Source organism: Amycolatopsis sp. NPDC114504 (genome assembly GCF_055633595.1).
Map to the genome: position 1 here is coordinate 1,116,827 of NZ_JBVKDU010000004.1, position 12,546 is coordinate 1,129,372.

15 protein-coding genes are annotated in these 12,546 nt (G+C 73.6%); 7 read left to right on the forward strand and 8 right to left on the reverse strand.

Annotated features, from left to right (window positions below):
* Positions 1–10: 10 nt before the first annotated feature.
* Positions 11–784, forward strand: coding sequence for a cellulose-binding domain-containing protein (locus tag ACZ7PG_RS34870; protein WP_470243405.1), 774 nt, complete (start codon positions 11–13; stop codon positions 782–784).
* Here ACZ7PG_RS34870 and ACZ7PG_RS34875 read toward each other — a convergent pair.
* The 3 genes from ACZ7PG_RS34875 to ACZ7PG_RS34885 all read right to left on the reverse strand — a co-directional run bounded on the left by ACZ7PG_RS34875 (position 756) and on the right by ACZ7PG_RS34885 (position 2,975).
* Positions 756–1,808, reverse strand: coding sequence for a cytochrome P450 (locus tag ACZ7PG_RS34875; protein ID WP_470243406.1), 1,053 nt, complete (start codon positions 1,806–1,808; stop codon positions 756–758). The two genes, ACZ7PG_RS34870 and ACZ7PG_RS34875, sit on opposite strands and share 29 nt — an antisense overlap.
* A gap of 61 nt (positions 1,809–1,869) precedes the next feature.
* Positions 1,870–1,989: a tryptorubin family RiPP precursor gene (locus tag ACZ7PG_RS34880; RefSeq protein ID WP_470243407.1), complete on the reverse strand. Its 120-nt coding sequence runs from the start codon at positions 1,987–1,989 to the stop codon at positions 1,870–1,872.
* A gap of 92 nt (positions 1,990–2,081) precedes the next feature.
* A complete protein-coding gene (locus ACZ7PG_RS34885) occupies positions 2,082–2,975 on the reverse strand; it encodes a LysR family transcriptional regulator (RefSeq protein ID WP_470243408.1) in 894 nt (297 codons plus the stop codon).
* Positions 2,976–3,072: 97 nt separating this feature from the next.
* Between ACZ7PG_RS34885 and mdlC the strand changes: the two genes are divergently transcribed.
* From mdlC to ACZ7PG_RS34900, 3 genes are read left to right on the forward strand one after another with little or no spacing between them, the layout of a single operon-like run.
* Positions 3,073–4,647 carry a benzoylformate decarboxylase gene (gene mdlC / locus ACZ7PG_RS34890; protein WP_470243409.1) on the forward strand — a complete coding sequence of 525 codons (1,575 nt, stop codon included), beginning with the start codon at positions 3,073–3,075 and terminating at the stop codon, positions 4,645–4,647.
* 2 nt (positions 4,648–4,649) lie between these two features.
* Complete coding sequence (locus ACZ7PG_RS34895) at positions 4,650–6,077, forward strand: benzaldehyde dehydrogenase (RefSeq protein ID WP_470243410.1); 1,428 nt, start codon at positions 4,650–4,652, stop codon at positions 6,075–6,077.
* Positions 6,078–6,084: 7 nt separating this feature from the next.
* The gene (locus ACZ7PG_RS34900; RefSeq protein WP_470243411.1) at positions 6,085–7,290 is read left to right on the forward strand and encodes an MFS transporter; all 1,206 of its coding nucleotides are present in this window, start codon (positions 6,085–6,087) and stop codon (positions 7,288–7,290) included.
* Here ACZ7PG_RS34900 and ACZ7PG_RS34905 read toward each other — a convergent pair whose 3' ends face one another.
* Positions 7,291–7,464 carry a hypothetical protein gene (locus ACZ7PG_RS34905; RefSeq protein WP_364621888.1) on the reverse strand — a complete coding sequence of 58 codons (174 nt, stop codon included), beginning with the start codon at positions 7,462–7,464 and terminating at the stop codon, positions 7,291–7,293. It abuts the gene before it with no gap.
* A 103-nt stretch (positions 7,465–7,567) separates the two neighbouring features.
* Between ACZ7PG_RS34905 and ACZ7PG_RS34910 the strand changes: the two genes are divergently transcribed.
* A complete protein-coding gene (locus tag ACZ7PG_RS34910) occupies positions 7,568–8,197 on the forward strand; it encodes a maleylpyruvate isomerase family mycothiol-dependent enzyme (RefSeq protein WP_470243412.1) in 630 nt (209 codons plus the stop codon).
* Between the two features lie 386 nt (positions 8,198–8,583).
* Here ACZ7PG_RS34910 and ACZ7PG_RS34915 read toward each other — a convergent pair whose 3' ends face one another.
* From ACZ7PG_RS34915 to ACZ7PG_RS34925, 3 genes are all read right to left on the reverse strand, one after another.
* Positions 8,584–9,030, reverse strand: a complete 447-nt coding sequence (locus ACZ7PG_RS34915) for a nitroreductase family deazaflavin-dependent oxidoreductase (protein ID WP_470243413.1) — start codon at positions 9,028–9,030, stop codon at positions 8,584–8,586.
* A gap of 52 nt (positions 9,031–9,082) precedes the next feature.
* Entirely contained in the window at positions 9,083–9,262 is a 180-nt protein-coding gene (locus ACZ7PG_RS34920) for a hypothetical protein (protein ID WP_470243414.1), read from the reverse strand.
* Positions 9,263–9,346: 84 nt separating this feature from the next.
* Positions 9,347–9,925: a TIGR03086 family metal-binding protein gene (locus ACZ7PG_RS34925; RefSeq protein ID WP_470243415.1), complete on the reverse strand. Its 579-nt coding sequence runs from the start codon at positions 9,923–9,925 to the stop codon at positions 9,347–9,349.
* A gap of 101 nt (positions 9,926–10,026) precedes the next feature.
* Here ACZ7PG_RS34925 and ACZ7PG_RS34930 point away from each other — a divergent pair, with 101 nt between their 5' ends.
* Positions 10,027–11,286, forward strand: coding sequence for an amidase family protein (locus ACZ7PG_RS34930; protein ID WP_470243416.1), 1,260 nt, complete (start codon positions 10,027–10,029; stop codon positions 11,284–11,286).
* A 7-nt stretch (positions 11,287–11,293) separates the two neighbouring features.
* Positions 11,294–12,097, forward strand: a complete 804-nt coding sequence (locus tag ACZ7PG_RS34935; RefSeq protein WP_470243417.1) for a MerR family transcriptional regulator — start codon at positions 11,294–11,296, stop codon at positions 12,095–12,097.
* 54 nt (positions 12,098–12,151) lie between these two features.
* On the opposite strand, the gene ACZ7PG_RS34940 is transcribed toward ACZ7PG_RS34935, so the two are convergent.
* Positions 12,152–12,511: an ArsR/SmtB family transcription factor gene (locus ACZ7PG_RS34940; protein WP_470243418.1), complete on the reverse strand. Its 360-nt coding sequence runs from the start codon at positions 12,509–12,511 to the stop codon at positions 12,152–12,154.
* Positions 12,512–12,546 lie beyond the last annotated feature (35 nt).

A 12,546-nucleotide genomic window follows, 5' to 3' on the forward strand; every position in this document is an offset into this window, starting at 1 on the left:
GAGGATCCGGATGGCGCGCGCCGATCGGCGGCGGGACGACGAGATCTCGGTCGCCGAGCTGCTCCGCGAGACCGGGGCGACGCCGCGGTCGCTCGGCGGGCCGCCCGAGAGCACCCCCGCCCGTGAAGAGGACACCGGCGACGGCTACCGCGAACGCCTCGAGCAGCGAGCGCGGGAAGCGGCCGCTGACCAGCAGCGGGCCGGCCGGCGGCTGCGGTGGGTGTCCGCGGTCGGCGGCGCCGTCGTGGTGCTCGGCAGCCTCGTGGTCATCGCCGTCACCTCCGACAGCTCCCCCGGGCGGCAAGCCGCGCTCGCGCCGGACTCGCTCGCGCCGGCGACGACCCCGCGTTCGACGATCCTGGCGAAGCCGAGTCCCACGCCGATCCCGACCGTGCTGCGGCAGACCGCGTCCTCGACCTCGGCCCCGCCTTCATCGCGGTCCCAGGCGCCGCCCGTCCAGACCGCGACGTGCGTCGTGCGCTTCTCCGTGACCGATCAGTGGAACGACGGCTTCACCGCGGGCGTCGCCATCACCAACAAGGGCAGCGAGACGCTCTCGCCGTGGACGCTGTCCTGGACGTTCACCGCCGGTCAGCGGGTCACCCACGGCTGGGACGGCAAGTACGGCCAGAGCGGCAGCCGCGTCACGGTGAACGCCGAGTCCTACAACGCCACCCTCGCGCCGGGCGCGACCGTGAGCACCGGCTTGAACGGCGCCTTCGCGAGCGGTAACCCCCAGCCCACGGCGTTCACGCTCAATGGCGCCCGCTGCGACGCGGGCTGACGATCTTCACGTCGGCCAGCTCCAGCAGGCCGTCGAGCTCGACGTGCGCGCGGGTGCGCCGCGGGTCGGGCACCAGGCCTTCGGCGCGGACGACGTCGAGCAGGCGGCTCGCCAGCGGCAGCACCAGGTGCCGGCCCCAGCAGCGCTCGCCGACGTGCCCGAACGGCAGGTAACCCGGGTGGTGGTCGGCGTCGAGCTCGGCCCAGCGCCGCGGCCGGAACTCGTCCGGCGCCTCCCAGAGCTTCGGTGAGCGGTGGCTCAGCAGCGGCAGCAGCAGGATGTCGTCGCCGGGGGTGATGCGGTCGTCGACCCGGGCGAACTCCGGCGAGCGGACGCGCAGGATGTTCCACGACGGCGGCAGGAGCCGCAGCGCTTCGTTGATGACGTACTCGTTGGGGACGTCGTCGTCGAACGGCGCGCCCAGCCAGACGGCGTTGGTCACCAGCGCGGCGACGGTGAAGCAGATCGGCGCGGCGACCCGGCGGTAGAGGTACATCCGGAAGCGCCGCTCCGTCAGGGTTTCCGCGGCCAGGACCTGCCGCGCCAGGGCGGACAGCTCGACGTCCGGAGCCGGCGGGCGGACCAGCGCGGCGCCGGCGGTGACGGCCGACCACGTCAGCTTCGGCGTCAGCTCCAGGCGGCGGTCGACGAGCACGCGGAACCGGCGGGTCTCCGGCCCGAAGACGAACCGGCGCAGGTGGTCGTGCGGCACGGCGGGCCACGCGCCGGTGAGATCGGGACGGTCGGCGGGACGCTTCAGCGCCGCCCGCACGTCCGCGGCCAGGCCCTGCATCAGGCTCGCGGACTCGGCGCGCGTGACCTCGCGGCCCAGCACCGGCTTGAACGTCGGCCGTTCCTCGGCGCCGGCCGGGCGGGCGCGCAGCACCGCGTCCATCAGCTCCGGGTCCGCGATGCCGACGGTGTCCGGTTCGAGCCGGAAGAGCCCGTCGTCGCGGTGGTCGCGCAGCAGCGCTGCCAGGCGGGGCGCGAAGACGACCTCGCGGTGGGCGGGGGCGATGACCACGTTCGACACTCCTCGGAGGGGGAACGGGCCGGTCCCGGAGGTCCGGGACCGGCCGCGGCGATCAGATCCAGCCGTACCAGGCGTAGGCCTTCAGGCTCTTCTTGGGAAGCGCTTTCTTGACCAGGCGGACGAGCTTCACCGGATTCCTCCCTAGCTCGGGTGTCAGGATCGTGATCGACAATAGGGAGGACGGGATCGGTTTAGCACGAAGCACTACACGATCGGCCCAGATCTTTCGGCGTGAATTGGGCGCCATGAAAAATGCGTGTTAAATCAACTGAGCACTTCACGCATGAATGTCACAAGCCAGTGCTGCGCCGGGCTGCGGGCGTGCGTGTGGCGCGTGTACACCGACACCTGCGCCGGCTCGACCTCGAGGGGCAGCTCGAACAGCCGGACCCGGTGCTCGGCCGCGAACATCTCCGCCACCAGGCGCGGCACCATCGCCACCAGCTCGCCGTCCTGGACCAGGTACGGCAGCGCCGCGAACCGCGTCACCTCCAGGACCACCCGGTCGAGCAGCCCGCACGCCTCCAGCGCCCGGCGGGGGCCGTCGTGGCCGGTCGGGCCGAACACCGTCACGTGCCGCTCCGCCGCCAGCTCGGCGAACCCGACCGACGGACCCAGGCGCGGGTGGTCGCGGGACACCATCCCCAGGTAGCCCTCGGAGAACAGCGGGACGCGGGCCACGCGCTGGGAGCTGATCAGCGGCGACGCGATGAAGGCGTCGATCTCGCCGCGGCCGAGCTGGTCGGCGGCACCCTCGACGTCGAGCGGGCGGACCGTCAGCGTCACCCCGGGCGCGCGAGCGGGCAGCGCCGCCATCAGGCGCGGCAGCAGCGAGATCTCCCCCAGGTCGGACAGGCAGAGCGTGAACGCCGCGCGGGCGGTCGCGGGGTCGAACGACCACGCGCCGCTGACCGCCGTTTCGATGCCGGACAGCGCGCTGTGCAGCGGTTCGTAGAGCGCGCGGGCGGTCGTCGTGGGGACCAGGCCGCCGCCGGTGCGGCGGAACAGCTCGTCGGAGAACCGGCGCCGCAGCTTCTGCAGGCTGTAGCTGATCGTCGGCTGGGTGACGTGCAGGGATTCCGCCGTCGCGGTGACACTGCGAGTCTCGTACAGCAGCACGAACGTCCGCACCAGGTTGAGGTCGAAATCCCGCATCATCGATCCTGTCTATGAACGACCCGGCCAACATCTATTTGAACACGGCCCGGCGACCTCCCTAGGGTCTGGGCCAACCCCGTCCGAGGAGGACCCGCGCATGCCCACCGCCCGCCGGCTCGCCCACGAGTTCCTGCACCGCCGCGGCCTGACCACGATCTTCGGCAACCCCGGCTCCAACGAGCTGCCGTTCCTCGCCGAGCTGCCGGACGACTTCACCTACGTCCTCGGCCTGCACGAAGGCGCCGTCGTCGGGATGGCCGACGGCTACGCCCAGGCCACCGGCCGCCCGGTGCTGGTCAACCTGCACGCCGCCGCCGGCTCGGGCAACGCGATGGGCGCGCTGACCAACGCCGTCTACTCGCGCTCGCCCCTGGTGCTCACCGCCGGCCAGCAGGTGCGCTCGGCCATCGGCCTGGAGGCGATGCTCGCCAACGTCGACGCCACGCAGCTGATGCGCCCCCTGGTCGGCTGGTCCGGCGAGCCGAGCTGCGCCGAGGACGTCCCGCGCTCGCTCGCGCAGGCCGTGTTCGAGGCCGAGCTGCACCGGCGCCCGAGCTACCTTTCGGTGCCCTACGACGACTGGGCCGCCGAACTGGGCGCGAACGCCGCCGTGACGCTGGACCGAAGTGTCCAAAGAGGACTCTCCCCGAGCGGGAGCCAGCTCGACGACCTCGTCGCGACCGTCGCCGCGGCGAAGAGCCCCGCGCTCGTCCTGGGCGGTGACCTCGACGCCACCGGCCTGTTCGACCGGGCCGTCGCGCTCGCCGAGCACCTCGGCTTGCCGACCTGGGTGGCGCCGTCGCCGCACCGGCTGCCCTTCCCCAACCGGCACCGGCTCTTCCGCGGCGTGCTGCCGGCCGGCATCGCCCCGATCTCGGACGCGCTGACCGGGCACGACCTCGTGCTCGTCCTCGGCGCGCCCGTCTTCCGCTACCACCAGCACGTGCCCGGCGCGTATCTGCCGGAAGGCACGCGGCTGATCCAGGTGACCGACGACGTCGGCGCCGCCGCCCGCGCGCCGATGGGCGAGGCGCTGGTCGCCGACCCCGCACCGGTGATCGAGGCGCTGCTGGCCAAGGTGCCCGCCCGGACGTCGACCGGGAGCCATGTCGCGAACCCGGCGCCCCGGACGGGCGAGCGGGCGCTGCACCCGGAGCAGGTCTTCGCCGCGCTGCGCGAAACCCAAGCGGCCGACACCCGCTACGTCGTCGAATCGACCTCGACGAACTCGGCCTGGTGGCGGCAGATGGACCTGCGCCGCGCCGGCTCGTACTTCTTCCCCGCCGCCGGCGGCCTCGGGTTCGGCCTGCCCGCCGCGGTCGGCGTCGCCATGGGCAGCCCGGACCGCCCGGTCGTCGGCGTCATCGGCGACGGCTCGGCGAACTACGGCATCACGGCGCTGTGGACCGCGGCGCGCTACCGCGTCCCGGTCACGTTCGTGATCCTGCGCAACGGCGTCTACGGCGCCCTGAAGTGGTTCGGCGAGGTGCTCGGCACGCCGGACGTGCCCGGCACCGAGATCCCCGGCCTCGACTTCGCCGCGATCGCCGCCGGCTACGGCGTTCCCGCCACGACCGTCATCGACGAAGACGACCTGCACAACCAGCTCAAGTCGCCCCCGGACGGCCCCCGGCTGATCCAGGTCGACACCGAACCGACCTCCCCGGAGTGATCATGACGTTGCTCGACGAAGACTTCGTCCGCGGTACCGGCGGAACCCACCCGGTCGTCGAACCGGCCACCGGGGAGACCCTGGGCCGGGTGGGCATCGCGACGCCGGACGACGTCGCCGCGGCCGCCACCGCGGCGGCGAAGGCCCAGCGCGACTGGGCCAAGCGCAAGCCCGCCGAGCGCGCCGCGGTGCTGCGCCGCGCCGGTGAGCTGTGGGAGACCCACGCCGCCGAGGTGCAGGACTGGATCGTCCGCGAAACCGGTTCGACGCGGCCCAAGGCCGGGATCGAGACGGAGATGGCGGCCGGGATCTGCTTCGAGGCCGCGGCCCTGCCCACCCACCCGCGCGGTGAGGTGCTGAGCACCGGCGAACCGCGCTGGTCGCTGGCCCGCCGCGTCCCGGCCGGGGTGGTTTCGGTGATCTCGCCGTTCAACTTCCCGCTGATCCTGGCGATCCGCTCGGTCGCGCCCGCGCTCGCGCTCGGCAACGCCGTCCTGCTCAAGCCGGACCTGCGCACCGCGGTGTCCGGCGGGGTGAGCATCGTGCGCGTCTTCGAGGAGGCCGGGCTGCCCGAAGGACTGCTGCACCTGCTGCCCGGCGACGCCGCCGTCGGCGCCGCCGTGGTCGACGCGCCCGAGGTGTCCGTCGTGTCGTTCACCGGCTCGACCGCCGCCGGGCGGAAGGTCGGCGAGGCCGCCGCGCGGGCGCTCAAGCGCGTGCACCTGGAGCTGGGCGGCAACAACGCGCTCGTCGTGCTGCCGGGTGCCGACGTCGCCAAGGCCGCGTCCGCCGGCGCGTTCGGCTCGTTCCTGCACCAGGGCCAGATCTGCATGACGACCGGCCGCCACCTCGTGCACGAGTCCCAAGTGGACGACTACGTCGAGGTGCTGGCGGAAAAGGCCCGGCGGCTGCCGGTCGGCAACCCCGCCACCGGCGCCGTCGCGCTCGGCCCGATCATCGACGACCGGCAGCTCGCGCACGTCACCGACGTCGTCGACCGCGGTGTCGCGGCGGGCGCGCGCGTGCTGGCCGGCGGCAAGCCCGACGCGCCGTACTACCCGCCGACCGTCCTCTTCGGACTGTCCGATGAGAACCCCGCGTGGCGCGAGGAGATCTTCGGCCCGGTCGCGCCGGTGCGCGCCTACCGCGACCTCGACGAGGCCGCGCGGATCGTCAACGACTCCGCGTACGGCCTGTCGGTCGGCATCCTCGGCGACGTCGGCACCGCGATGACGCTGGCCGACGAAGTCCGCTCGGGCAAGGTGCACATCAACGAACAGACCGTCGGCGACGAGCCCACCGCGCCGTTCGGCGGCGTCGGCGACTCCGGCAACGGCTCCCGCTTCGGCGGCGCCCAGGCCAACATCGAGGCCTTCACCGAGACCCAATGGCTGACCGTCCGCGCCGACATCGCGGGCTACCCGTTCTGAGGAAACCATGACAACGACGTCTTCCCGTCCCGTGTGGACGGCGGTCCTCTGCTGGCTGACCGTCCTGCTCGAGGGCTACGACCTGGTCGCGCTGGGCGCCACCATCCCGACCCTGCTGAAGAGCGGCCACCTCGGCTTCACCGCGGCCGGCGCGACCGCGGTCGCCACCGTGTCGCTCATCGGCGTGGCGGTCGGCGCGGCCGGCCTCGGCCCGCTCACCGACCGCTTCGGCCGCCGCGGCATGCTCATCGGCTCGGTGCTGCTGTTCTCGCTGTTCACCCTGCTGACGCCGCTGGCGCCGAACGTCGCGACGTTCGGGATCTTCCGGTTCGTGGCCGGGCTCGGCCTCGGCGCGTGCATGCCGGTGGCGCTGACCGTCATGACGGAGAACCTGTCGGCGCGCCGGCGGGCCAGCGCGAGCACGTTCACCATGACCGGCTACCACGTCGGCGCGGTGCTGACGTCGATCCTCGCGCTGTCCGCGAAGGACGACTGGCACCTGCTGTTCTACGGCGGCGGGATCGTCGGCCTGCTGGCCGTGCCGCTGATGTGGTGGAAGCTGCCGGAGTCGGCCGCCTACCTCGCGTCCCGCGAGGACGCGGCGGCCGAGCGCGTCGGCCTGCGCGACCTGCTCGGCGCGCGGTTCCGGCGGATCAGCATCGCCGTGTGGACGGGTTCGTTCATGGGGCTGCTGCTGGTTTACGGGCTCAACACGTGGCTGCCGCAGCTGATGCGCACCGCGGGCTACCCGATCTCGACGTCGATCACGCTGCTGCTGGTGCTCAACATCGGCGCGGTGCTCGGGCTGGTGCTGGCCGGCACGATCGCCGACCGGTTCGGCATCCGCCCGATCGCCCGGATCTGGTTCGGCGCGGGCGCGGTGCTGCTCGCGGCGCTGAGCCTGCGCATCGGGAACGCGTTCGTGCTCAACGCGGTCGTGCTGCTGACCGGCGTGTTCGTGTTCTCCGCTCAGGTGCTGATCTACGGGTACGTGGCCCAGGCGTTCCCGGCGCAGGCCCGCGGGACAGCGCTCGGCCTGACGTCGGCGGTCGGGCGGCTCGGGTCGATCCTCGGGCCGTTCGTGACCGGCGCGCTGGTCACCGCCGGGGTCGCGTACCCGTGGGGGTTCTACTTCTTCGCCGTCGTGGCCGCGTTCGGGCTGGTCGCGGTGCTGATGCTGCGCAGCGAGGCGCGTGCGCCGGCGATGGTGTAATCAGGCCGTTTCCTCGGGTCGGCGGCGCATGGTGGGCTCGGGGTTCTCGGTGCGGCGGTCGGAGTCCTTCAGCACCTCGCGGGCCTGGGCTTCGGGGTCGGCGCTGTCGGCGGCCTGCTCTTCCGGGAGCAGCTCGGCGCGGGTTTCGGTGCGGTCGGGGATCTTGTCGTCCATGCCCGGGGTGGTACCCGCTGCCGTCCGGCGTGTAACGCCCCGGGCGTCCCGGACGACGTGCGGGCACCGGGATCGCCGATCCCGGACGGCCCGAGGAGGCCCGATGCCGGACGCCGGTCCCTGGCCCGAGATCCACCGGGAGCGCGCCGCGCTGGCCGATGACCTCGCGGACGTCGATGCCTGGTCGACGCGCTCGCTGTGTGACGAGTGGACAGTCCACGACGTACTCGGCCACCTCGTCTCGACCGCGCCGCTGACCCCGGTCACGTTCTTCGCCCGGCTGGCCGGCTCCGGGTTCCGGTTCGCGGCGATGACGACGAAGAACATCGCCCGCGAGACCGCGGACGGCCCCTCGGCGACCCTCGCCCGGCTGCGCGCGCACGCGGACGACAGCACCGGGCCGCCGGGGCCGGCCGACTCGTGGCTCGGCGAGGTCGTGGTGCACGGCACGGACATCCGGTGGCCGCTCGGGCTCGACCGCGCGTTCCCGGCCGCGACGCTGACCCGGGTCGCCGAGTTCTACCGCCGGTCGAACCTGCTGATCGGCGCGAAGAACCGGGTCGCCGGGCTCACGCTGCGGGCGAGCGACGCCGAGTGGTCGGCCGGGAGCGGGCCGGAGGTGTCCGGTCCGATGCTCGCCCTGGTGATGGCGATGACCGGCCGGGAGGCGGCGCTGGAACGGCTGTCCGGCGCCGGGCTCGAGCGGCTCTCGGCCCGGTGCCGGACGGCTTGAGCGTGCTGCCCGCTGGCGGTGGCTGACCTGGCTCGGCCGCCGTCGCGGTGGACGCCACTCCGGCGGGGCCGACGGCGAACGCCACCCCGGCGGGGTTGTCGGGAGCAGCCGCCGGCCGGGCCGACGGCGAGCAGCCCACCGGCGCCGGACTCGACCGGCTTTCGACTCGGTGCCGCACGGCTTGAGCGCACCGCCGGCTCACGGCAGCTGACCGGACCCGGCCGCCGTCGCGGTGGACGGCGAACGCCACCCCCGGCGAGGCCGACGCCGAACGCCACCCCGGCGGGGTCGTCGACGAGCAGCCGCCGGCCGACCCGCCTGTGGGTCCCACCGGCGCCGGCCACGTGGATCCTCGACCAGAGGCCGGCTCGGGCTTGCCCGCCGGCTCAGGCCGGTTCGACGCGGAACACCGCGATGCGCTCCGCCGCCGCGGCCGCCGCCTCCGGGGTCGGCGCGTCCGCCAAACCCGTGATCACCAGCCGCTTTCCGACGCTGGCCGGGCTGTTCGCCACCAGCTCGCGCAGGAGCGGGCGCCGCTCCTCGACCGGGACCTCCGTCAGGCGGGCCGGTGACGTGCGGCGGCCGCGGGTGAGCGTCACCTCGGCCGCCGCACGGGCGTTCGCGACCCAGGCCGCCTTCGGGTAGGCCTGGAAGATGTAGCGGTCGCCGTCGATCGGGATGACCGCGATCGGGAACGTGCGCGGCACCCCCGTGCGCCGCCCCGGGACGGTGAGCAGCTGCATCGGCCCGAACGCGACGCCCAGCCGCTGGAGCCCGACGACGATCTTGTTCCCGGCGTTGACCATCCGCCGGTAGTTCTGCGCTGTTGTCATGCCACGACCGTACACGAGATCATATGAAACTCATATCATCTGTGACTCGTACTTAGTGTCGTTCCGGACCGGGTTCCGTCTCCGGCGGCAGCGGGTCCGGGACCGGCGTGCCGGGCTCCGGGGCCGGCCGGTCCGGACCCGGGCCGGGCAGCGCCGGGTCCGGCACGACGGGATCCGGCGGGGGTGCCTCGGGCGGCGCCGGGGGTGCGGTCAGGCGAACTGTGGTCGGCATCGGTCTTCCCTCCGCCACGCTGCGCCGTCCGCGACTCGGACGGCGATCACCGATGGTTACCACCGCGACGCGAACCGAAAACCCCTACGCCGGCACCGGCGCCCACGCCCGGCGGCCGAGGAACGCCAGCATCCGCGTCTGCTCGTCGACGCCGCCGGGCGGGACCAGCTCCGGGCCGAAGAACCCCGGCCGGCGCACGATGTTCGCCCGCGCCCACCCGAACGCCACCGTCACCAGCTCCGGCGCCAGGCGCACGTCCTGACCGGTCGCCGAGCCGATGTCCCAGCTGTGCGTGAGGAGGTCGGTGGTCAGCAGCGTGACGAGGCCCGCGACCGGGATCTCGCCGAGCCCGGGCACCGCGACCAGACGGCTCAGCTCCGCTTCGGTCAGCGTGCCGACCCGGGCGGCCCGCCACGTCCCGACGGGATCCGCCCCGGCCAGCGCGGCGGGGTGCGGCGCTCCCGGCGCGCCCCCGGTCTCGGCGTAGTCCTCGCCGGTCGCCCAGGCCCGCAGCTGGTGCTGGCCCCAGATCACGTGCCCGGCGACGTCCCGCACCGACCACTCCGCGCACGCCGACGGCGCGTCCCACCGGTCGGCGCGCACCGCGGCCAGCACCGCTTCGAACCCGTCCTGGGCGCGCCGGTACAAGTCCATCGTGTCCATTTCGCTCCTTCGTCGAGGTGGTTCCTCCTCATTGAGGACGAACGGGCGCGGCCGAACTGGACAGTTGACCCTGACACCGTGTCAGCCGTTATCCCGGACCCATGACGTTCTTCCGCACCGCCACCGAGGTGGCCGCCGACCTCCGCCGGGGCACGCTGTCGGCCCGCGAGCTGACCGAAGGGCTCTTCGCGCGCATAGACGCCTCCGACGTCAACGCCGTCGTCGCCACCCGCCGCGAGTTCGCCTTGACCGCGGCCTCGAAAGCCGACGCGACGACCGGCGGCCCGCTGCACGGCGTCCCGATGACGGTCAAGGACGCCTTCGCCGTCACCGGGCTGGCCACGACCTGGGGCGAGCCGGCGTTCGCCGACGCCGTGGCGGACGAGGACGCCGAAGTCGTCGAGCGGCTGCAGGCGGCGGGCGCGATCGTCGTCGGCAAGTCGAACGTCCACCACCTGCTCGCCGACTTCGGGCAGACGGCGAACCCGATCTTCGGGCGGACGCTGAATCCGAGGGACCGCGCGCGGACTCCGGGCGGGTCGAGCGGTGGCGCGGCAGCCGCACTCGCGGCCGGACTGTCCTTTTTGGAGTACGGCTCCGACCTGGCCGGGTCGATCCGGATCCCGGCGGCGCACTGCGGCGTCTACGGCCTCAAGCCGACCCCGGGAACCGTGCCGCTGCGGGGTTTCCAGCCGCCCGGGCCGCCGGCCGAGCTCGTCCGGGAGTTCCCGTCGGCGGTCGGTCCGCTGGCCCGGTCGGCCGCCGACCTGCGGCTCGCGCTGAGCGTCACCGGCGAGCCGGGAACGCCGTCGCGGCGTTCGAAGCTGACGGACTTCCGCGTCGGCGTCGTCCTCGACGACCCGGCCTGCCCGGTGACCGACGAGGTCGGCCGGGCCCTGTCGGACGCCGTCGACGCGCTCGCCCGCGCCGGCGTTCAGGTCGTCGAAGGCTGGCCGGACGGCGTCGACCCGGTCGTCCAGGCGGAGGCGTTCGGTTTCCAGGTCGAGTGGTTCTTCGCCGCGCAGGAAGGCCGCGAACCGGACGGCGCGGACGAGCAGGAGCGGCAGCGGACGGCGCTGGGAGCGGCGTGGGCCCGGTCCTTCGCGAACGTCGACGTCTTCCTCTGCCCGACCGTCTTCACGACGGCAATGCGGCACGACGACCGGCACCGCTACGACGACCAGGTGTTCTGGGTCGCGCAGGCGTCGCTGCCCGGGCTGCCGGCGGTGAGCGCGCCGGTGGGAGGCGCGCTGCCGGTCGGGCTGCAGGTCGTCGGGCCGGCGCACGAGGACGACACCGCGATCACGTTCGCCGAGCTCGCCGCGGACGTCCTCGGCGGGTTCGTCCCGCCTGCGGAATGATCGGGGCGTGTTCTCGATCGGCGACTTCGCCCGCCACGGCCGGGTGTCGGTCCGGATGCTGCGCCACTACGACGCGCTCGGGCTGCTGCGGCCGGCGCGCGTCGACCCCGCGACCGGCTACCGCAGCTACACGGCGGGCCAGCTGGCGCGGCTCAACCGGATCGTCGCGCTGAAGGACCTCGGGTTCACCCTCGAGCAGGTGGCGACGCTGCTGGCCGACGACGTCTCGGCGGAGCAGGTGCGCGGCATGCTGACGCTGCGGCGTGCGGAGCTGGAAGCCGCGCTGGCCGAAGGCGCGGCGCGGCTCACGCAGGTCGAGGCGCGGCTGCGGACGATCGAGGAAGAGGGGCACGCACCGGACGTCGTGGTCAAGGAGCTGCCGGCGCTGCGGGTGGTCGAGCTGACGGGCGTGGCGGCGGGGTTCGCGCCCGAGGCGATCGGCCCGGTGGTGCGCCCGCTGTGCGCGGAGCTGGGCCGCCGTCTCGGTCTCGCGGACGTCACCCCGACCGGGCGGCTGACGTGCTACTACGAGCAGCGCGCGGAGGACGAGGTCGTGGTGCACGCGGCGCTCCCGGCGTCGATCGGCCCGGGCGACCTCAACGGACTGGCGGTCGCGGACCTGGCCCCGGTCCGCGCGGCGACGCTGGTCCACCGCGGCCCGATCGACGGGGTGCTGCCGAGCTGGCAGGCGGTGGTCCGCTGGATCGACGGCCACGGGTTCGCCTCGGCCGGGGCGCAGCGGGAGCTGTACCTGGACTGCCCGGAGGATCCGACGGGCTGGGTGACGGAACTGCAGGAACCGATCGGCTGAGGTTTGCTCTGCCGTCGGAACCCCCTTCGCTGCCAGCGATCGGTTTGGACCCGGTCACCTCGGGTAGGGCCGGTGGGCGTGCTCCGAGGGGAGGTCTCGGTCCAGGTGGTCCGCGTGGTGCAGGGCCTGGGCCAGCAGGCCGCGCACGTGGTCGTCCGCTGCCGAGTAGTACACGAACGTTCCCTCGCGGCGGCCCTTCACCAGGCCCGCCAGCCTCAGCTTCGCCAGGTGCTGGCTGACCGCCGTCGGGGCCGCGCCCGCCAGTTCGGCCAGGCAGGCCACCGAGGACTCTCCCTGCAGGAGCGCCCACAGGACCTTGATGCGGGTCGGGTCGGCCAGGAGGCGGAACGACTCCGCGGCCAGGTGGACCTGCTCGTCGGTGGGCATGTCGAACTCCGGCAGCGACGCGTGCATGGCTTGAACCTTACTACTTGCGTATCTGCGTGCAT

Coding starts and splice junctions, on each gene's coding strand:
- ACZ7PG_RS34925 (WP_470243415.1), bottom strand. CDS start 9,925: ATGGACACGATGGACTTGTACCGGCGCGCCCAGGACGGGTTCGAAGCG.
- ACZ7PG_RS34940 (WP_470243418.1), bottom strand. CDS start 12,511: ATGCACGCGTCGCTGCCGGAGTTCGACATGCCCACCGACGAGCAGGTC.
- ACZ7PG_RS34930 (WP_470243416.1), top strand. CDS start 10,027: ATGACGTTCTTCCGCACCGCCACCGAGGTGGCCGCCGACCTCCGCCGG.
- ACZ7PG_RS34905 (WP_364621888.1), bottom strand. CDS start 7,464: ATGGACGACAAGATCCCCGACCGCACCGAAACCCGCGCCGAGCTGCTC.
- ACZ7PG_RS34920 (WP_470243414.1), bottom strand. CDS start 9,262: ATGCCGACCACAGTTCGCCTGACCGCACCCCCGGCGCCGCCCGAGGCA.
- ACZ7PG_RS34915 (WP_470243413.1), bottom strand. CDS start 9,030: ATGACAACAGCGCAGAACTACCGGCGGATGGTCAACGCCGGGAACAAG.
- ACZ7PG_RS34870 (WP_470243405.1), top strand. CDS start 11: ATGGCGCGCGCCGATCGGCGGCGGGACGACGAGATCTCGGTCGCCGAG.
- ACZ7PG_RS34900 (WP_470243411.1), top strand. CDS start 6,085: ATGACAACGACGTCTTCCCGTCCCGTGTGGACGGCGGTCCTCTGCTGG.
- ACZ7PG_RS34895 (WP_470243410.1), top strand. CDS start 4,650: ATGACGTTGCTCGACGAAGACTTCGTCCGCGGTACCGGCGGAACCCAC.
- ACZ7PG_RS34885 (WP_470243408.1), bottom strand. CDS start 2,975: ATGATGCGGGATTTCGACCTCAACCTGGTGCGGACGTTCGTGCTGCTG.
- mdlC (WP_470243409.1), top strand. CDS start 3,073: ATGCCCACCGCCCGCCGGCTCGCCCACGAGTTCCTGCACCGCCGCGGC.
- ACZ7PG_RS34910 (WP_470243412.1), top strand. CDS start 7,568: ATGCCGGACGCCGGTCCCTGGCCCGAGATCCACCGGGAGCGCGCCGCG.